Below are 19,410 nucleotides of genomic sequence, written 5' to 3'. Positions count from 1 at the left end.
CCCCCGGGGGGGGGGGGGGGGGGGGGGGGGGCCGGGGGGGGGGGGGGGGGGGGGCCCCCCCCCCCGCGCGCCGGCCGGCCGCGCCGGTCAGGACTTGACTTCGGGGTTCGCGAACAGGCGGAACAGCATCCACAGCGACGGGATGAGGACCACCAGCCCGCAGGCCACCGCGATCAGCATCGCCACGATGTTGGCCTCGGGCGCGGCGGCGGAGTCGACCGTCGCGCGGCCGACGACCAGATCCGGGTACTGGGCGGCCGCCCACCCCCAGAGCACGCCGGCCACCGCCGCCCCCGCCGTGACGCGGGCCGCGGTGAAGCGGTGCTGCCACAGCGCGACCAGCGACGCGATCCCGCCGAGGGCCGAGATCATGGCAAAGGGCACGGACCGCTCGGCGAACCGCTCCGCCACGACGGGTGCCTCCGACCACAGCAGCGGCAGCAGCGCCGCGGCGAGCAGCCCCGAGACGACGGCCCCGCCGAGCGCGCGGCGGCGGAACCCGGGCACCAGGTGCTCGGTCTCCGGGCTCGACGCCGCGTCCCGGCACAGGTACACCGCGGCCAGGAAGGCCGTCACGGCGAGAGTGAAGACGCCGCAGACGATCCCGAAGGCACTGGTCACCGGGGCGAGCGCGTCGCCCTCGGCGACATCACCGGTGGCCAGCGCGGCGCCGCACACCCCGAGCGCGACCGGGGTGATCGCGGACGAGATCGCGAACACGTGGCCCCACCAGTGGTCCGGCCCGGCCGCGCCGGCGCCGTAGGCGCGGTACACGTACGCGGCCCCGCGCAGGACGATCCCGGCCAGCGCGCAGATGAGCGGTATCTCCAGCGTCGACCCGACGATGCCGAACGCGGCCGGGAAGCCGCTGAACATCATGACGATCACGAAGATCAGCCAGACGTGGTTGGCCTCCCAGACCGGGCCGAGCGCGGCGGAGACGAGCCGGCGCTGGTCGGCCGCGTCCCGGCCGCGGGCGAGCAGGTCCCAGACCCCGCCGCCGAAGTCTGCGCCCCCGGTGAGGGCATAGGCGGTCAGCCCGACCACCATCACGACGGCGAGCAGGTCGGCGGCGGTCATCGGGCGTCCCCTTCGCGGCTGGACGGATCGGTTCGCGGCGTGGTGGGCGCGGACGTCCCGGGCCCGTCGCCACCGTCGCCGTCACCGTCACCGTCACCGCGGACCCTCGCGGGAGTGTCGGGAGAGGCGGGAGCGGGACGCGCGTCCGGGATGTCCGGAGTCGTGGAGGTCTCCCCCACGGTGGCGGCCAGCTCAGGGCCACCCGTCGCCATCCGGCGCAGGATGAGGATGAGCGCCGCCGCGAGGCCGAGGTAGAGCAGGATCGTGCCGGTGAAGATCGCCGGCATGCCCGAGCTGCTGGTCACGGCCTCGTCCACCCGCATCCGGCCGTAGACGATCCAGGGCTGGCGGCCGCCCTCGGTGACCTCCCAGCCGGCGAGCATCGCCAGCATGGACGCCGGTCCCGAGGCCGCGGCCGCCCAGAGCCACGGTCTTCCGGTGGGCAGCAGCGGGCGCTCGCCGCGGCGCCGCCGGCGCAGCACGACGACCCCGGTGACCAGCGACAACGCGATCAGGGCCATCCCGAGGCCGACCATCACGTTGAAGGCCGAGTGCACCAGCACGGCGTTCGGCCGCTCCTCGGGCGGGACGGCGGTCAGGCCGGTGATCTCGTGATCGGCGCTGAACCCCTGCATGAGCGACAGCAGGTCGGGGACCTCGATGCCGTGCCGGACCTCGCCGGTCCGCTCGTCGTAGATCCCGCCGATGGTCAGCGGGGCGTGCGTGCGGGTGTGCCCGAGCCCCTCCATCGCGGCGAGCTTGATCGGCTGCTCGTTGCCGACCACCCTGGCGGCCCAGTCACCGACGATCAGCTGCAGGGGGGCACAGACGAGCAGGACGGCCAGACCGACGCGCAGTCCCCGCTGGTGATACGCGTCGCGCCGGCCGCGCAGCATGCCGACGGCGTACACGCCGGCGACGATGCCGCCGGTGCACATCAGCGCGGCCAGCAGCATGTGGATGAGCTGATGCGGCGCGGTGGCGGCCAGGAACGGGGCGAACGGCTCTGCCGATACGACCTTGCCGTCGACCTCTGTGACGTGTCCGGGGGTGTTCATCCAGGCGTTCGCCGTGATGATGAAGAGAGTCGAGAACGTGCCGGCGATGGCGATCGGCCACAGCGTGAGCCAGTGCGCCCGGGCCGACAGGCGCTTCCAGCCGTACAGATACATGCCGATGAAGATCGCCTCGGCGAAGAACGCGAAGCCCTCCAGCGTGAACGACAGTCCCAGCACCCCGCCGTACCGGGCCATGAAGGCCGGCCACAGCAGGCCGAACTCGAAGGACAGCGCCGTCCCGGAGACGGCGCCGACGGCGAACATGACCGCGAAGGCCCTGGACCACTTGCGGGTCAGCGCGAGCCAGACGGGGTCGCGGGTGCGGACCCAGCGCCCCTCGACGAACAGCAGGAGCCATGGCATGCCGACGCCGAACACCGCGAAGCAGATGTGGAACGCCAGCGAGAACGCGGTCTGTGCCCGGGCCAGGTTGGTGGACACGGAGCTCGCCTGGGGCGGGTCCGCGGCCTGGGCGAGAGCCGCGACGTGGGAGAGAACTTCGGCGGCATGGACCATCTGGACCTCCTCCACCGTGGGCGGCAGCACGCCCGTCGCATTCTTCTACATTACGTAGAAGATTCTACGTTCGGTAGAAGATTTTTTCGTTGTGAGATCGACCGGGCTCGACGAAGTTCCGGGCAAGAACTTCTACGCGGCGTAGGATCGGTCCCATGGCACGCCTGGGTGACCTGGAACGGTCTGTCATGGACGTCCTGTGGTCGGCCGACGACTGGCTGACAGCACGCGACGTGGCGGCCCGCCTGCACCACGAGCGCGACCTCGCCTACACCACCGTGCTGACGGTGCTGGAGCGGCTGGAGCGCAAGGGCTTCGTCCGGCGCCAGCGGGCCGCCCGCGCCCACCGCTACGCGGCGACCGACAGCCGCGAGACCGTCGTCGCCGAGGCGATGCTGGAGGCCCTGGGCACCGCCGACGACCGGGGTTCCGCGCTCGTCCGCTTCGTCGGCTCGGTCTCCGCGGAGGAGGCCGAGATCCTGCGCCGCGCGCTCGAGCCGGCCGGCGACGCGGCGACCGACGGGACCGCCACCGCACCCGGGCCGGGCGCTCCCGGCGAGGCGGGCGGTCCGGCCACGACCACCGTCGGGGGGCCGGCGGACGTCGCCGACGTCACGGACGGCACCGCGGCGGCCACCGTGGCCAGCATGTCCGAAGAATCGTCAGTCACGGCCGAGCCGCGACCGGTGCACCTCCCGGTGGACGAGCGGTAGCGTCTGCCGGGACATGACGACCGCGGCCCTTCTCGCCCTGTTCGCGGGCGCGCTGGCCTGGCCGGTTCCGCGCCTGCTGGCCGCCGCGCGGTGGCCGCACCGCTGCCCGCGGGCGGCGATCGTGCTGTGGCAGGCGATAGGTCTCGCGGGTGGGGTGTCGGCCCTGCTCGCCGCCGCGGCCTTCACTGTGGCCCCGCTGTCGCAGGGCATCCCGTCGGCACTCGCCGACCACGCCTCCAACCTTCTCGCCGGTGAGCCGCTGGTCGGGCTCGGGCGGACGAACCTCGTCGGGCTGGCCATCGCGGCGGCGCTGGCGGCACGCCTGTTCGGCGTGCTGGCCATGTCGACGGCGGCGACTCTGCGCGAGCGCCACCGGCACCGGCACCTCGTCGACCTCGCCGGCCACCGGCACCGGCACCGCGGGCACGACCCCGGTGGCCCCGGCGACCCCGGTGGCCCCAGCGACGCCGGCAACCCGGGTGACTCCGGCAGCTCCGGGGAGCACGGGGAGCACGGCACCGGGTGCCGCCTGTGCGAGCACCGGGACAGGGCCGGCACCCGGCTGCGGATCCTGGACCATCCCGTCGCCGTCGCCTACTGCGTCCCCGGGGTGCGCCATGCGCGGGTCGTCGTCTCCGCCGGCCTGCTGCGGACGCTGACCCCCGAGGAACTGGACGCCGTCCTCGCGCACGAAGAAGCACACGTCAGCGGCCGGCACGACCTGGTCATCCAGCCGTTCGTCGCCTGGGAGCGCACCTTCCCCTTCCTGCGCCCGGCCCGTGAGGCGACGGCCGCCGTCTCGCTGCTGGTCGAGATGCTCGCGGACGACGCCGCCGCCCGGCGCACCTGCGGGCGGACCCTGGCCCGGGCGCTCGCCCGGCTCGGCGTCACCCGCGCGCCGGTCCCCGCCGGGACGCTGAGCGCGACGGGTCAGGGTTTCCCCAGCCACCGACCGGCCACGGCGAGCACGCCGGAGTCGCCCGCCGTACTCGGAGTCGCCGGGGCGGGGCGGCTGGCGGCCGTCGCCGCCGCGGTGGCCATGGACCGCACCGACCCGACGCGCCACGGGGGCGTGCGGGCACCGGTCGTCGCGCGGATCGCCCGGCTGCTCGACCCGCCGGCCGTCCCGATCTGGCTCCCCGGGACCGCCTACCTCACCGCCGCGGTGGTGTTCTTCACCCCGGTGATCCTGCTCCTCACCTGAGCTTCCCCGCGAGACCTGAGCCTCCCGGCGGCCCGGTTGTCACAGAAGCGCACACAGTCGGCAGACTGGACAGGTGCGCCGGCAGGGCAGCAGCCCGCCCGCCGGCGCGGGCGACACCGCCGTCGCCGGATCCGGACAGCGAGCCCCGACCCCGCACTCGCAGAGCCTGCACCCGCACCCGCACCCGCAGACACGTCCTCACCTGATCGCTGTCGCGGAGAGTTCTTCCGCGACGCCAACCCACCGGAGGCGGCGGCGTGACAACCACACCTGGCATCCCCGGGACGGCGAGCACCGACAACCCGGCGGACGAACGCCCGGACCAGCAGGCTCAGGACCCGGGCGGCTTCTCCGGCGGCGTGTCCTCCGACGCGCGCCACGCGGCCGTCCGCGCCGGCGTGCGCCGCCTCGGCGCGCTGCTCGGCGAGGCCCTCACCCGCCACGAGGGCCCGGAACTGCTCGCGCTGGTCGAACGGGTCCGAATGCTCGCCCGCGGCGAGGACGGCGGCACCGAGCTCGCCGCCGTCCTCGACAGCGTCGACGCGCGGCAGGCGATCCTGCTCGCCCGCGCGTTCACCGCCTACTTCCAGCTCGCGAACATCACCGAGCAGCTGCACCGGGCGCGGGAGATCTCCGACCGCCCGCGCAGCCGGCTGCGCGACCTCGCCGACCGCATCGCCGAAGCGGTGGACGAGGGGGCCGTCGACCCGGGCCTGCCGGCCGAGGTCATGCGGCGCCTGCAGCTGCGCCCGGTCTTCACCGCGCACCCCACCGAGGCCAGCCGCCGTTCCGTCCTGGAGACGCTGCGCGGCATCGCCGACCTGCTCGACGCCACCGACGACCCGCGCCGCCCCGGCGCCGACGACGAGCGGCTGGCCCGTCGTCTCGCCGAGCTGGTGGACGTCCTCTGGCAGACCGACGAACTGCGGGTGGAGCGGCCGAAGCCGGCGGACGAGGCGCGCTCGGCCGCGTACTACCTGACCTCGATCGCCGCCGAGGTCCTGCCCGACCTGCTGGAGGAGCTCGACACCGCGTTCGCCCGGATCGGGGTCGAGCTGCCGGTGGCCGCCCGTCCGCTGGCCTTCGGCTCCTGGGCCGGCGGCGACCGGGACGGGAATCCGAACGTCACGCCAGAGGTCACTCTGGAGGTCCTCAACCTCCAGTACGAGTTCGGCATCCGGGCGCTCACCGCCCTCGTCGACCGGCTGGTCCGTGAACTGACGGCGTCCACCCGGGTGGTCGGGGAGGTCAGCGACGACCTGCTCGCCGCGCTGGCCGCGGACCGCGCCGCGCTGCCCGAGGTGTACGACCGCTTCATCCGGCTCAACGCCGAGGAGCCGTACCGGCTCAAGTGCAGCTACATCCTGGCGCGGCTGGCCGGCACCCGCGCCCGGCTGGCCGCCGGCGCACCGCACGTCCCCGGCAAGGACTACCTGCGGCCCACCGACCTGGTGGACGAGCTGGAGCTCATGCGGGTCTCTCTCGCCGCGAGCCACGGCGAGCTCGTCGCGAACGGGCCGCTGCGGCGCGCGATCCGCACGGCGAGCGCCGTCGGCCTCTCCCTGGCCACCCTCGACATCCGCGAGCACGCCGACGCCCACCACGCCGCCCTCGGCGCGATCTACGACCAGCTTGCCGAGCTGGACGTCCCCTACCGCGACCTGGACCGGCCGGCCCGGCTCGCACTGCTGTCGGCCGAGCTGGCGGGGCGCCGCCCGCTGCTCGGCGCCGTCCCGCCGCCGCTGCCGGAGCGGGTGGCGCGCACCCTCGAGCTGCTCACCATGGTGCGCCACGCGCTGGACCAGTACGGCGACGGCGTCATCGAGAGCTACATCGTCTCGATGACCCGCGACGCCGACGACATCCTGGCCGTCGCCGTGCTCGCCCGCGAGGCCGGTCTGGTCGGCCTCGGCCGGCCACCGGGGACGTCCAGCGGCCCGGGAAGCGGCACGGAACGTCACGGGCCCGTGGTGCCGGCGGTCGCGTGGGCACGGATCGGGTTCGTGCCGCTGTTCGAGACCGTCGCCGAGCTGCGCGCCGCGGGGACGCTGCTCGACCGGCTGCTCGCCGACCCGTCCTACCGGGCGCTGGTCGCGGCACGCGGTGACCTCCAGGAGGTCATGCTCGGCTACTCGGACTCATCCAAGGACGCCGGCATCACCGCGTCCCAGTGGGAGATCCACAAGGCGCAGCGTGAGCTGCGGGACACCGCCCGCGCGCACGGGGTCGTGCTGCGGCTCTTCCACGGCCGCGGCGGATCGGTCGGCCGCGGCGGCGGCCCCTCCGGCGAGGCGATCCTCGCCCAGCCGTTCGGCACCCTGGACGGGCCGATCAAGGTCACCGAACAGGGCGAGGTGATCTCGGACAAGTACATCCTGCCGCAGCTGGCCCGACAGAACCTGGAGATCACCCTGTCGGCGGTGGTGGAGGCGTCCGTCCTGCACCGCACCTCCCGGCTCACCGAACAGGCGCTCGCCGGCTGGAACGGGACCATGACGGCGGTCGCGGACGCGGCGAAGGACGCCTACCGCTCCCTCGTCGCCGACCCGGCCCTGGTTCCGTTCTTCCTGGCGGCCACGCCGGTGGAGGAGCTCGGCAACCTCAACATCGGCTCCCGCCCCTCGCGGCGGCCCGGCGGCTCCGGAGGGCTGGCGGACCTGCGGGCCATCCCCTGGGTGTTCGGCTGGACGCAGGCGCGGATCATCCTGCCCGGCTGGTTCGGAGTCGGTTCCGGGCTGGCGGCGGCGCGCGAGGCCGGCGCGGGCGGGGAGCTGGCCGAGATGTACCGCTCGTGGCATTTCTTCCGGACGTTCCTCGGCAACGTCCAGATGACCCTGGCGAAGTCGGACCTCGCGATCGCCCAGCGCTACGTCTCGGCGCTGGTCGACCCGGCCACGGCCGCGCTGTTCGACGTCATCCGGGACGAGCACGAGCGGACGGTGCGGGAGGTGCTGGCCGTCACCGGGCAGGCCGGCCTGCTCGAGACCGCGCCGGTGCTGCGCCACACGCTGCTGGTCCGGGACGCCTACCTGGCCCCGCTGCACGCGTTGCAGGTCTCCCTGCTGGCCCGCACCAGGGCGGCCGGTGACACCGCCGACCCTCAGCTTCGCCGCGGCCTGCTGCTGACCATCAACGGAATAGCCGCCGGCCTCCGCAACACGGGCTGATCGTCAGAGCACGGGCGCGGGGCCGGGCGGGTGGCGGGTCAGGGGCTGGGCGGGTGGCGGGTCAGGGGCTGGGCTCCGGTTCGGCGGTCACCGGGTGGGCGGCCTGCTGGTTCCCAGCCTGTGGGGTCGCGGCCGGTGGGGTGGCAACCTGCCGGGTCCTCTCCTGCGGGGTGGCGGCCTGCCCGGGGGCGGGGGTGGTCAGGAGGCGGGACCGGGTCTGGTCCGCGGTGCGCCGGGCCCAGGTGCCCGTCGTCACGAACCCCAGGGCGAGGACGGCGGCGCAGGCCGCGACCACCGCCCACCAGGCGGCCGTGCTGGTGGGGTCGATCCCGACTCCCGGGCCGTCGCCGACGGCCCCGACGGCCCCGACTGTCGCGGTCGCTGCCGCGACGGAGCCGATCACGGCCACGCCCAGCGACTGGCCGACCTGACGGCTCGTCGAGGCGACCGCCGCCGCGACCCCGGCCTGCTCGAGCGGCATCCCGGAGACCGCCGTGTTGGTGATCGGCGCGTTCACCAGGCCGAAGCCCGTCCCGAAGAGGACGTAGGCGACCATCAGGGTGGTGACGGAGGTCTGTGGGGACAGGCCCGTCATCGCCGCGCTGCCGGCGGTCAGGGCGACACCCGCGGCGAGCAGCGACGGACGCGGGCCGAAGCGCCCCACCGCCCGGCCGGACAGGGGCGCGATCACCAGGGTGGCCAGCGCCATCGGCAGGGTCAGCAGGCCGGCGTGCAGCGCCGAGTAGCCACGGACGTCCTGCAGGTAGATCGTGTTGAGGAAGAGGAAGCCGGCGAGAGCGCCGAACGCGCACACCGCGATCGCCGTCGCGCCGGAGAAGGGCGCGCTGCGGAAGAAGCGGACGTCCAGCAGCGGCTCGGTGCGCCGCGACTCGTAGCCGACCAGCAGCGCCGCCGCGGCGACCGCCACCGCGAGCAGGACGAGCGTTTCGGCGGACGTCCAGCCGGCCGCGGGCGCCTCGATGATCGAGTAGGTGAGGGTCGCGAGGACGGCGATCACAAGGAGCTGTCCGACGGGGTCCAGGCGGCGTGGGCTCGGCGCGCGGGACTCGGGGACGAAGCGGTGCGTGAGCACCAGCGCGGCGAGCCCGATCGGGATGTTGATCCAGAAGACCGCCCGCCAGTTCACCGTCTCGACGAGGACGCCGCCGAGCACCGGGCCGAGTGCCATGCTGATCCCGATCACCGCGCCCCAGAGACCGATGGCGCGGGCCCGTTCCCGCGGGTCGGTGAACGTGTTGGTGATGATGGACATCGCAACCGGGTTCAGCATCGAACCGCCGACGGCCTGCACCATTCGGAAGGCCACCAGCCAGCCGAGCCCGGGCGCGAGGCTGCACAGCAGCGAGCCTGCGGTGAACAGGGCCAGTCCGGTCTGGAAGATCCGGCGGCGGCCGAGCCGGTCGCCGGTGGAACCACCGAGCATGAGCAGGCTGGCCAGGACGAGGGTGTAGCTGTCGATCGTCCATTGCAGGCCCGCGGGCGACGCACCCAGATCCCGGCGCAGTGCGGGCAGGGCCACGTTCACGATGGTGCCGTCCAGCCCCACGATCAGCAGACTCATGCAGCAGATCGCGAGAACGGCGAACCTGCGGCGACTGGTCGGCTCGGCCATCGACAACCCACCTCTCCGGCCGCCGCCAACTCGGCCGCAGGTGCGCGGGCGGACGACTGTTCAGCGTACGGCAGGTCTCTTTTCCTCGCGCTCGTTCTTCCTCGTGCTCGTGCGACGCGGCCGGTGGCACCGAAACACCGGTGGCCCGGGTGTCAGTGTCGACACCCGGGCCACCGATCGCGTTCCGCGGACCATCTGTCGCGCTCAGTCAAGGCTCAGCCAGGCTGGTCCGTCACCTGTCTGCTCCATTCGACGGGCCGCGTCAGATCCATTCGACGGGCCGCGTCAGAGCCTGGGGGCTGGGTCAGAGCTTGGGGCCCCAGCAGCTCTTCGAGGCGTACCACGGGCTGGTTCCCTGCTGCGCGTACAGGATGTGCGCGCGCTTCCACTGCTCGGCGGCGCTCGCGTTCTGCGGGAGACCCTGCCCACCGACGCCGTGCCAGGTGCCCGGCAGGAACTGGAACAGGCCGCCCGCGCCGATCGAGTTGACCGCGTGGGGGTTACCGCCGGACTCGCAGGGCACAACTGCGCTCAGGAAGCGGTGTGCGTCCGGCCGACCCGCGGCACTGGCGGGCTGTGACATCGCGATTCCGCCGCCGATCGTGGCGGCGAGGAGCGGTGCTACAAGCAGCGCACGGCCGCGGCGGATGGAACGACTGGTCTTACGAGCACGCGAAGCCATAACGGACAAAGTGATGCCCCTCCCCACGCCTGCGAAGTTAGCTGTCGGGTTCGGGCTGGGAATTACCCGGTCGCGCTACGCGACTTCACCCCGAGGACGTCTGTGATCGACGCCCGAAGGTTGGTTCCCCCGCTCCCGCCCTGAGGTTTGTTGTTCACCGGGCGGGGCAGGATTCGGCGTGTCGCCCGGTGCGCGCTTTCCTGAACGAAAGCACGGCGCAGACGTTACACACAACGGACCAACAATTGCCAAGGCTCTGTGGCGAGCGCCACATTTCCTATCGGAGCCTTGAAGATCCTCCGTGGGCGGCGTATCACGCGCGCAGGCGCGTTCCTCTTCAATGGACCGTCCCATCACCGTGACCGCCCCGCCACGATGGCCGAGAGCGATTGCACGGAGAGTGGGTGACGTGCTCGCCTCGGCGCAGGAATTCGACCCGCGAAGCGGGAAGAAGTTGCACGAGCATCAAGTTGAAAATGGTCCCGGCGTTCGTCCGGGCACCACCCAGACCTGTTGACAGGCCCCTGATGCGGACGAGTCGTAATTTCGTCCGTTCCGGGTCAGATTTCCGGAGTCGGCAGCGCGACCTCCGGAGCCGGCAGAGGCACGACCCCGTGGTGCGCGGTCAGGCCCCCGTCGGCGACCAGCGTCGTTCCGGTGATGTAGGACGACTCGGCGGAGGCCAGGAACCAGACGGCCGAGGCCAGCTCGCCCGGCTGCCCCCAGCGCCCCATCGGAATGCGGCGGCTCACCGCCGCGGTGGACGCCGGGTCGGTGCGGTGGCGCGCGGTCAGCGCCGTCTCGGTCAGGCCGGGGGCGACGGCGTTGATCCGGATGTTCTGGGCGGCGTGGTCGAGCGCCGCGGCCCGCACCATGTTGATCACAGCCGCCTTGGACGCGTTGTACGCCCAGTTCCCCGGTTCGCTCTGCAACCCGCCGCTGGAGGCGGTCACGACGATTGAGCCGCCACCGCCCGCCCGGAGCGCGGGGACCACCGAACGGATCCCGATCGCGACGCCCCGCACGTTGACGGCGAGGATCCGGTCCAGCCGGTCGATCGCGCCCGGGGCCTCCCACGGCAGCGTCGTGCCGATCCCGGCGTTGAGCACCGCGACGTCCAGCCGCCCGAAGCTCGCGAGCGCCAGCTCCGCCATGGCGGCCCCGGTCTCCTCGACCGAGACGTCCCCGACCATCGGGACGATCCGCGGCTCCGGCCCGCCCGCCGGCCAGGAATCCGCACCCGTCACGGCACCGGCATCCGCCACGATCCGGGGATCCGCCGGGGCCACGGCGGGCCGCGGGGCGCGCGACTGTGCTCGGGTCAGCGCCGCCAGGCCGACCTCGTCGACGTCCACGGCGACCACGCCGAACCCCCGCGCGGCGAACAGCTCCGCGCACGCCCGCCCGATCCCGGATGCCGCTCCCGTGATGACGACCGCCGAGGTGACCACATGTCCTCCACGAGCTCCGAGAGACCTCACCAGCACGGCAGGTCCCGTCCGCCGGACGGATCCCGCCCGCCGGACGGATCCCGGCCGGCCGCGCCGAGATCAGCCTGGCGGGTCGCGGTGAACGGAGCCGATCCAGCTCATGACGAAGAGGGATCGGGGCGGGGCAGGACGAGCCGGAACGTGGCGCCGCCGCCCGGTGTCGGCCGGTGCTCGGCCCGTCCGCCGTGCGCGGCGGCGACGGCCTCGACAATGGACAGGCCCAGCCCCGTCCCGCCGGCGTCGCGGGAGCGGCCGGAGTCGGCGCGGTAGAACCGCTCGAAGACGTGGTCGACGGCGTCCGCGGGGACTCCGGGCCCATGGTCGATCACCGAGATGACGACCTCCCGGTCGTCATCCGCCGCACCGGCCGCCGCACCGCCGTCGGCGTCGCCGTCCGCGTCGGCGTCAGCGTCCACGGCCGTGTCGGCGTCGCGGGCGGTGAGGGAGACCGTCGCCTCGGGCGGGGTGTGGACGAGCGCGTTGCGGACGAGGTTCCCGACGGCCTGGCGCAGGCGTCCCTCGTCCCCCGTCACCTCGAGGATCGGCGGGGCGTCGACCTCGATCGTCCGTCCCGGGCTGACGGCGCGGGCGTCGGCGGCGATGTCACGGAGCATGGCCGCCAGGTCGACGGGTTCACGCTCGAGGTCGGGCTGGTGGTCGAGGCGGGCGAGCAGCAGCAGGTCGTCGACCAGCTCGCTCATCCGGGCCGACTCCTCCTCGATGCGCCGCATGACCATCGCCAGGTCCTCGGGTCGGCTTGCCGCTCCCCTGCGGAACATCTCGGCGTAGCCGCGGATCGACGTCAGCGGGGTGCGCAGTTCGTGGCTGGCGTCCCCGACGAAGCGTCGCAGGCGCCGCTCGGAGGCCTCGCGGGCGCGGAAAGACGCCTCGATCTCGGTGAGCATCGTGTTGAAGGCCAGCCCGAGACGTCCCACCTCGGTGCGGCGGTCCGTGTCGGTGACCCGTCGCGTGAGATCGCCGTCCGCGATCATGCCGGCGGTCTGTTCGATGCGGGTCAGCGGGCGCAGCCCGAGGCGGATGATGACGTAGGCCAGCACGGCGAGCACCACCAGCATCGCCGTGCTCGCGATGATCTCGATCCTGGTGACGTTGTCGAGAGTGGTCTCCATCTCGGCGAAGGGCACCGCGACGACCAGCACGTCTCCGTTACCGAAGCGCTCGGCGAGCAGCCTGAACCTGTCCCCGCCGCCTTCGGCGGGGACCGTCCGCGGGGGGGCGGTCGCCAGGTCGGGCTGCACCGGGGCGGTGGCGAGCATGCTCTGGGTGACGGCCGGGCGCCGGGTCGGTGCCGCGGGGCCGTTCGGGCCGGGGCTGGTCTCGGCCACCCGCCGGCCGGCGCTGTCGTACAGCGCCCCGTAGGTGCCGACGAGGAACGCGGTGCCGAACCGCGGCGCCCGGTCGTCGGCGTCGTGGTGGTACGGCATGTGGTCCGTGTCGCCGCCGAGCAGGGTCTGTTCCATCACCGGGTGGGCGTCGCGCACCTGCCGGTCCAGCCGGCCGAGCAGGTACGACTCGACGGCGTTCCGGGTGCCGAACGCGCCGAGCACCAGGCCGAGCGCCAGCAGGCCGACCAGGGCCAACAGCAACCGTGCCCGCAAAGAGACCACCCGCGAGGACACGAGATGCCGACGCAGGACGCGCCGGTGCAGGACGCGGTGCAGGACGCGCCGGGGCGGGGCCGGACGTCTCACCGCGGCAGGCGCAGCACGTAGCCAACCCCGCGCACCGTGTGGATCAGCGCCGGCGGGGCGCCGTCGATCTTGCGGCGCAGATAGCTGACGTAGGTCTCCAGGACCCGGGCGTCACCGCCGAAGTCGTGCCCCCAGACGTGGTCGAGGAGTTGGGCCCTGGTCAACACCTTGCGGGCGTTGACCAGCAGGTAGTGCAGCAGCCGGTACTCGGTGGCGGTCAGCTCGACGAGGTGCCCGGCCCGGCGCACCTCGCGCGTCTGCGGGTCGAGCTCGAGATCGGCGAAGCGCAGCGGCTCCGGGGCACCGTCGGCGATCCCGGCGCGACGCAGGATCGCCCGGACCCGGGCGACCAGCTCACTGACCGCGAAGGGCTTCGTGACGTAGTCGTCGCCGCCGAGCGTCAGCCCGTGCACCTTGTCCTCGGTGGTGTCGCGGGCTGTCAGGAACAGCGTCGGCACGTCACGGCCCGCCTCACGCAGCCGCCGGCACACGGCGAAGCCGTCGATGTCGGGCAGCATGACGTCCAGCACGAGCAGGTCGGGAGGCTCCCGCGCGACCCGCGTGAGCGCCGCCTGCCCCGAGTGCGCGGCGCTCACGTCGAAGCCCTCGTAGCGCAGCGCCATGGCGACGAGATCGGTGATCGCCTCCTCGTCGTCGACGACGAGGACCCGGACGCGACGCTCCATCCGCTCAGTGTCGTCCCCCGGCGGGACGTCCGGCGGCGTCATCCCCCGGCGGGACGCCCGGCGGCCGGCCTCGGGGCGGTCCCTCCCTCGGCCGGTCTCGCCGTGCCCGCTCCCACGACCGGACTCGGGATGCCCGCTCCCACGACCGGCCTCGGCGCGGTCGCGGCCACCGGCCCGGCGGCGGTCGTGGTGACCTGGCCCGGAAAACCGGCGGAGTGCGCCAGCCGCCCGGTGGTGTCGACCGTCAACCACTCCCATCCCTCGCGGCCGAGGTGGCTGAGCAGAGTCGGCGCGTCCGGCCCGGCGGCGAGGGCGGCGGTGGCGAACGCGTCCGCGAACGTGGCATCGGCGCCGACGAGGGTGACCGAGGCGAGGCCCGTCGCCGGGGCGCCGCTACGGGGGTCGACGACGTGCGCGCCCCGCTCGGCGATCCCCGAGGTCGCGACGGCCAGCTCGGTCCCCTCCACCACCGCGACCAGCCTGGCCCGGTCGAACGGATCGGCGATCCCGATCCGCCATGGACGTCCCGGCGCCCACCCCGAGGTCCCCCGCACCCGCACGTCACCGGCGGCGCTGACACAGTGGCTCGGGGCACCCGCGGCGGTCAGGACCGCCGACGCGGCGTCGGCCGCCCAGCCCTTGACCAGCCCGGTCGGGTCCAGCGTGCCGTCGCCGCGCCAGGCGGGATCGAACCATCCGCCGGTCTGGTCACGGCATTCGGCGGCCACCCGGTACACCTCGCGAACGTGATCCGGGCAGTCCTCGAGCTCGATCTCGCCCCGGCGCAGCCGCGACGTCCAGGACGTCGGCCGGAACGTGCTGAAATCCTCGTCGACCCGGTGCAGCAGGCGGACAGCGGCGCCGATCGCCGCGTCCAGGCCGGCCGCGCCGAGCGGCGAGCGGACGTCGATGCTGACGACGGTGCCCATCACCGGTTCGGCATGGCTCCGCCCCGGTCGCGAGGGCCGCGCGGGCTGCACCGGCCGGGACGGCCGTGCGTCCTGGCCCTGGCCGGCGCCGGCCCTAGACACCGGCGGCGTCCAGGGCCGACTGGACGGACTGGGCGTAACCCTGGCTGGTGTAGGAGGCACCGGAGATGACGTCGATCTGAGCGCTCTGGGCGTCGAGCACCTCCTGGCGCAACAGGGGCACAGCCTGGTCGTTGATCTCCCGGTCGCGCCGCTCTCGGTCCGGGATCTGCACCGGCACCACATTGGTGATCTTGTCGCCGGTGAGGACGACCTGGACCTGCACGAACCCGAACCGGGTGTAGACGGCGTCGCCGGTCACCGTCCGTGTCGTGGTCCCGCTCGCGGAGCCGGTATCCGTGTCCGGGCTGGTGCCCGTGCCCGTGCCCGAGCCGGTGCCGGTGCCGGTGCCGGTGCTGGAGCTGGAGCTGGAGCCGGAGCTGGAACCGGTGCCGGTGCCGGTGCCGGCGTCGGCGCCCGTGCTGGTGCTGGTCGTCGCCGGCGCCACGGCGAGGGCGGAGGGATGCGCGCCGATGCCCGTCGCCGACTTCGCCCCGACGACGAGGACAACCGTCCCCAGCAGCGCGGCGAAGCCGAGACGTGCCCGGTAGGGCCTACCCGCGTTCTCGTTCATCTCAGCGTGAACTCCTCAGTATGGATCTGCTCGTCGGACAGGCCGAGCTCGCGCAGGGCCCGGACGACCGCGAGCGTCATGCCGGCGGGCCCGCAGACGAAGACGTCCCGATCGGCGACGTCCGGCACGGCGGCGGCGAGATAGCGGGCGGCCAGCGGATCGTGGCCGAGCTCGCGCCGGGATCCGACCACACGGTGGACCGCCACCCGACCGACGGCCGGCCCATCGGCAGTCGGCCAACCGGCGGCCGGCCGGTGATCGGCCAGCTCGTCGAACTCGCTCCGCAGCGCGAGGTCGGTCGCCCTGCTCGCGCGGTGCACCACCACGACGTCGTCGCCGCGGCCGGCGAGATCCTCGGCGAGCGCGCGGACCGGGGCGATGCCGCTGCCACCCCCGACGAGCAGCGCCCGGCCCCGGGTGGCGTGCTCCGCGGTGAAATGCCCGAACGGTCCCTCCGCGATGACCGGCGTCCCCGGGCGCAGGTGGGCGATCGCACGGGAGTGGTCGCCCGCGTCCTTCACGGTGATCCGCAGGCGGTGTGGCTGGGCCGGCGCGGACAGCGAGTACGGGTGGGCGGTGACGACGTGCCCGCGAGCGGCGAACCGCCAGAGCAGGAACTGCCCCGGCCGGGCGCCGAGACGATCCAGGTCACGGCCACGAATCCACACGGAGACCACACCGGGCGCCTCGGTGACCACCCGCTCCACGGTCATCCGATGCCGGACGACCGCCGCGATCGGCAGGACCAGACGCCAGATCACCAGGCAGGCCGCCACCGCGACGTACATCCCCTGCCACAGCAGCGTGTTGACGGGATGCCCGACGAAGTCCGCGCCGGTAGCCGTCTGATGGGAGTACACGAGGAGCACAGCCACGTAGGCGCTCAGATGCAGCAGGTACCAGATCTCATAGGAGACGTGCCGCCGCAGCGCACGGGCGCTGGCCACTCCGACGGTGACGAACAGCAGCGCCCCCGCGGTCGCCTTCCACATCTCCGGGTAGGTCATGATCACCGTGACCAGTTCGGACAGCGGCTGATGATGCGCGGTCAGGCCATACCCCCACACCACCATCAGGATGTGGACGGCCATCAGCAGCACGACGTTCGTCCCCAGGCCGCGGTGCCAGGCCGCCAGCCGATCGAACCCGACCGCGCGTTCGAGCCCCGGCACCCGCGCCATGAGCAGGAGCTGCACCAGCATCAGGTAGGCGGCCAGCAGCCCGGCGACCCGTCCGAGCCCCGTCAGGAGCAGGCCGCCGCCGTGGAGGCTCGACGCCGAGGTGTCGAACCACCACATGGCCACGACCACGACGCCCCAGGTCACCAGCCCGACGCGCACCCCGAGTGCCGGCAGCCGGGCCGGCGCGGACCACCGTCCACGAACCGCCCCCGGTTCCGGTTTCAGTCCCGGCTCCGGTTCCCGTTCCAGTGTGAGGCTCATAGCCTCGGACGATGTGCCCGGACCCTGAGAATCGGCTGTGCGAATCCTCAGAGCTTCCCGGGAAGTCGCCCCGCCCCCGCGCGGACGGCCCGAGCTGCCCCCTTCGTACCTGGTCAGCGCGTCGGGGACTCCCGGCGGCAGGCGCTCAGCACCGCCTCGATCTCGCCCGCCGAGGTGCCGTGAAACTCCCACAGCCGGCAGATCCGCACAGGCCGGCCGGGGCCCCCTCGACGTTCGATCTCCAGCGCGTTGTTGTGAACACGCGCGTCGGCGATCTCACTCCACGGCAGACGTAGATCGTCGGGAAGCCGCCGGCACCTGATCCCGTCCGGGCCGACGGTCAACAGGCCGGGCCGGGCGATCGGAGGAATCAGGGCAGCCGTCCAGACCGCGAACACGACCGACCAGAGCGCGGCCGGTACGAGCGCCCAGGCCGGCAGGTCGACGAAACCCCGGACCATCCAGGGGACAGCCGCCCCGACCGCGGAGCCCACGGCCAGGCCGACGCCGATGGCCCGCCCGAGACGTGACTCCCCGTACTCGACCGTGCCGCCCTCCCCCGTCGGCCCCGCCAGCCCCGTCGGCGCGTCGGCAGACTCGGCGGGTCGGGCGGGGTGCGCACGTTCGACGGGCAGGACGACGGCGGAGCGGCTCGCCGTCCCGCGTGCGGGAGAAGGAACAGCACCGGCGGGGGCCGCGAGCACTGCGACCAGCGCCTCGTGCGCGTCCTCCGCGCCCAGCCGGACGCCGGGATCCTTGTCGAGCAGGGAGAGGATCGTCGGGCCGAGTGGCCCTGCCCGTCGGGGCGGTTCCGGTTCGTGGGAGAGCACGGCGGCCACCGTCCCGGCCTCGGTCTCCCGGGCGAACGGCGAGACTCCCTCCGCCGCCGTGTACAGAGTGACGCCGAGGGAGAACAGGTCGCTGGCCGGCATCGCGCGGGCTCCGGAGAAACGCTCGGGCGCCATGTAGGCGAGCGTTCCGAGCGGGCTCTGAGTGACCGTGGAATGTGATTCCAGGACGGCCACGCCGAAGTCGACAAGAACGATCCGGCCGTCGTCGCCCAGGAGAATGTTCGCGGGCTTGACATCCCGGTGCACGATTCCGGCCGCGTGCGCCGCGACGAGAGCGTTCAGAACCGCCAGGCCGACCCGGGCGACGTCCCCGGGGGCAAGCGGTCCCTGCTGCCCGACGACTTCCGCGAGCGAGCGCGACGGGACCCACTCCATCACGATCCACGGCAGGTCACCCTCGTGGACGACGTCGAGGACGGTCACCACGTTGGGGTGGTCGCGCAGCAGGGCGACGACCTTCGCCTCGTGAACCACCCGCGCGAGCAGGCCGCTCGACTCCGGGTCGGTCACCGCGGCGTGGAGCCGTATCTCCTTGACCGCGACGTTGACGTCGAGCAGCTCGTCCACCGCACGCCACACCGTCCCGTACGCGCCGGCGCCGAGTCGCTCCGCGAGTCGGTAACGGCCGGCGACCAGACGATCCATCGTCCCGTGCGGGTCGGAAACCACAGCATCCCCAGTCAGCTCACACCCCGCAGCTCGCTCAGGCTCCGCGGCCCGTGGGCGGTGCTTCGGTGCCGCCGTGGGCCGATTCCATCATGTCCCAGCTACGCGGCCGGGCGCGGCGGATATCCGGATACCAAAGATGAGGATCGCGCCGCCGGCGGATGATTGTCCGCGTGAACGGTCGTAGGATCACCGCTGGCGGATCGCCCGCGCGGTGCCCTGCTTTCGGACCTCGGGCCGACAGCGCTGGTGGGGGCCATCGCCCGGATCTCCGATGACCGCGTTTCGTCACGAGGCCTGGCTGGTGTCGGAAAGGCGTCCATGGAACCGAACCCCCCGCAGCGAAACGACAACCTGCGGTTTCGGTTGGCCGTCCTCACCGGCGACCGGATACGGCGAGCCGGTTCTCTTCTCTTCGGTGACGCGGGCCGCGGGTTCCGCCGCTGGTGCGCTCTGCCGGTGGCGGTGCTGGCCGTCGCGGCGACGGGCGCGCTGTTCGCCGTCGACGCCGGGAACACCAACGCGGCGCAGGCTCACCCGGCGGGCGGCCCACCTGGCACGGCGACCGCGGCCGCGGACCTCTCGGACAGCCCCGCCACGCCGGAGCGCGCTCCTGCCGGGAGAGGTGATGCGTCCGCGCCGGGTTCTCCCGGGACGTCGCGGCCCGGCTCGGCGTCGCCATCTCCCCCACTCACCTCGACTCAGCCGCCGGCGCAGCCTCCGACCCCGTCGGCGTCGCGTCCCGGCCCGGCCGGCCCCGAGGCCGGTTCCGCCGAGCGGGTGATCCCGCCGCCGGCCACCGGACTCACCGCGGAGCCCGGTGACGGCCGAGCCCGGGTCTGCTGGAATCCCGCGCCGAACGCCACCGGCTACGTCATGTACCACCGGGACGTCACCACCGGCGAAGG

Annotated in this window: 14 protein-coding genes, 1 pseudogene and 1 riboswitch; of the genes and pseudogenes, 4 read left to right on the top strand and 11 right to left on the bottom strand. The window is 73.5% G+C overall.

What is annotated here, in order from left to right; all coding sequences use genetic code 11:
- Window positions 1–87 precede the first annotated feature (87 nt).
- Together MXD62_RS05695 and MXD62_RS05690 are read right to left on the bottom strand one after the other, a co-directional pair.
- Window positions 88–1,080, bottom strand: coding sequence for a cytochrome d ubiquinol oxidase subunit II (locus MXD62_RS05695; RefSeq protein WP_248828372.1), 993 nt, complete (start codon window positions 1,078–1,080; stop codon window positions 88–90).
- Window positions 1,077–2,654, bottom strand: a complete 1,578-nt coding sequence (locus tag MXD62_RS05690) for a cytochrome ubiquinol oxidase subunit I (protein ID WP_248828391.1) — start codon at window positions 2,652–2,654, stop codon at window positions 1,077–1,079. The genes MXD62_RS05695 and MXD62_RS05690 overlap by 4 nt, the downstream gene beginning before the upstream one ends.
- A gap of 155 nt (window positions 2,655–2,809) precedes the next feature.
- On the opposite strand from MXD62_RS05690, the gene MXD62_RS05685 reads away from it, so the two are divergent.
- From MXD62_RS05685 to ppc, 3 genes are all read left to right on the top strand, one after another.
- Window positions 2,810–3,367 (top strand): BlaI/MecI/CopY family transcriptional regulator, encoded by a 558-nt coding sequence (locus MXD62_RS05685; protein ID WP_248828371.1) that lies wholly within the window; start codon window positions 2,810–2,812, stop codon window positions 3,365–3,367.
- Between the two features lie 13 nt (window positions 3,368–3,380).
- Window positions 3,381–4,571: a M56 family metallopeptidase gene (locus MXD62_RS05680; protein WP_248828370.1), complete on the top strand. Its 1,191-nt coding sequence runs from the start codon at window positions 3,381–3,383 to the stop codon at window positions 4,569–4,571.
- 257 nt (window positions 4,572–4,828) lie between these two features.
- Window positions 4,829–7,738 carry a phosphoenolpyruvate carboxylase gene (gene ppc / locus MXD62_RS05675; RefSeq protein WP_248828369.1) on the top strand — a complete coding sequence of 970 codons (2,910 nt, stop codon included), beginning with the start codon at window positions 4,829–4,831 and terminating at the stop codon, window positions 7,736–7,738.
- 61 nt (window positions 7,739–7,799) lie between these two features.
- On the opposite strand, the gene MXD62_RS05670 is transcribed toward ppc, so the two are convergent.
- The 9 genes from MXD62_RS05670 to MXD62_RS05630 all read right to left on the bottom strand — a co-directional run bounded on the left by MXD62_RS05670 (window position 7,800) and on the right by MXD62_RS05630 (window position 18,505).
- Entirely contained in the window at window positions 7,800–9,371 is a 1,572-nt protein-coding gene (locus tag MXD62_RS05670; protein WP_248828368.1) for an MFS transporter, read from the bottom strand.
- Window positions 9,372–9,675: 304 nt separating this feature from the next.
- Complete coding sequence (locus tag MXD62_RS05665; RefSeq protein WP_248828390.1) at window positions 9,676–10,053, bottom strand: transglycosylase family protein; 378 nt, start codon at window positions 10,051–10,053, stop codon at window positions 9,676–9,678.
- A gap of 12 nt (window positions 10,054–10,065) precedes the next feature.
- A riboswitch (cyclic di-AMP (ydaO/yuaA leader) is annotated at window positions 10,066–10,242 on the bottom strand.
- Window positions 10,243–10,613: 371 nt separating this feature from the next.
- Window positions 10,614–11,504, bottom strand: a complete 891-nt coding sequence (locus MXD62_RS05660) for an SDR family NAD(P)-dependent oxidoreductase (RefSeq protein WP_248828367.1) — start codon at window positions 11,502–11,504, stop codon at window positions 10,614–10,616.
- A gap of 137 nt (window positions 11,505–11,641) precedes the next feature.
- Window positions 11,642–13,171, bottom strand: coding sequence for a cell wall metabolism sensor histidine kinase WalK (locus MXD62_RS05655; RefSeq protein ID WP_248828389.1), 1,530 nt, complete (start codon window positions 13,169–13,171; stop codon window positions 11,642–11,644).
- An 80-nt stretch (window positions 13,172–13,251) separates the two neighbouring features.
- Window positions 13,252–13,941 (bottom strand): response regulator transcription factor, encoded by a 690-nt coding sequence (locus MXD62_RS05650; RefSeq protein WP_248828366.1) that lies wholly within the window; start codon window positions 13,939–13,941, stop codon window positions 13,252–13,254.
- Window positions 13,942–13,979: 38 nt separating this feature from the next.
- Window positions 13,980–14,870 carry an FAD:protein FMN transferase gene (locus MXD62_RS05645; RefSeq protein WP_248828365.1) on the bottom strand — a complete coding sequence of 297 codons (891 nt, stop codon included), beginning with the start codon at window positions 14,868–14,870 and terminating at the stop codon, window positions 13,980–13,982.
- Window positions 14,871–14,964: 94 nt separating this feature from the next.
- The gene (locus MXD62_RS05640; RefSeq protein WP_248828364.1) at window positions 14,965–15,543 is read right to left on the bottom strand and encodes an FMN-binding protein; all 579 of its coding nucleotides are present in this window, start codon (window positions 15,541–15,543) and stop codon (window positions 14,965–14,967) included.
- Entirely contained in the window at window positions 15,540–16,985 is a 1,446-nt protein-coding gene (locus MXD62_RS05635; RefSeq protein WP_248828363.1) for a ferric reductase-like transmembrane domain-containing protein, read from the bottom strand. The genes MXD62_RS05640 and MXD62_RS05635 overlap by 4 nt, the downstream gene beginning before the upstream one ends.
- Before the next feature lie 113 nt (window positions 16,986–17,098).
- Window positions 17,099–18,505 carry a serine/threonine-protein kinase gene (locus MXD62_RS05630; RefSeq protein WP_248828362.1) on the bottom strand — a complete coding sequence of 469 codons (1,407 nt, stop codon included), beginning with the start codon at window positions 18,503–18,505 and terminating at the stop codon, window positions 17,099–17,101.
- Between the two features lie 318 nt (window positions 18,506–18,823).
- Between MXD62_RS05630 and MXD62_RS05625 the strand changes: the two are divergent.
- Window positions 18,824–19,410: pseudogene (locus MXD62_RS05625) on the top strand (hypothetical protein); the annotation flags it as partial.

The organism is Frankia sp. Mgl5, assembly GCF_023242985.1.
Classification (GTDB): Bacteria; Actinomycetota; Actinomycetes; order Frankiales; family Frankiaceae; genus Parafrankia; species Parafrankia soli.
This window is presented reverse-complemented; position numbering and strand designations above follow the sequence as displayed.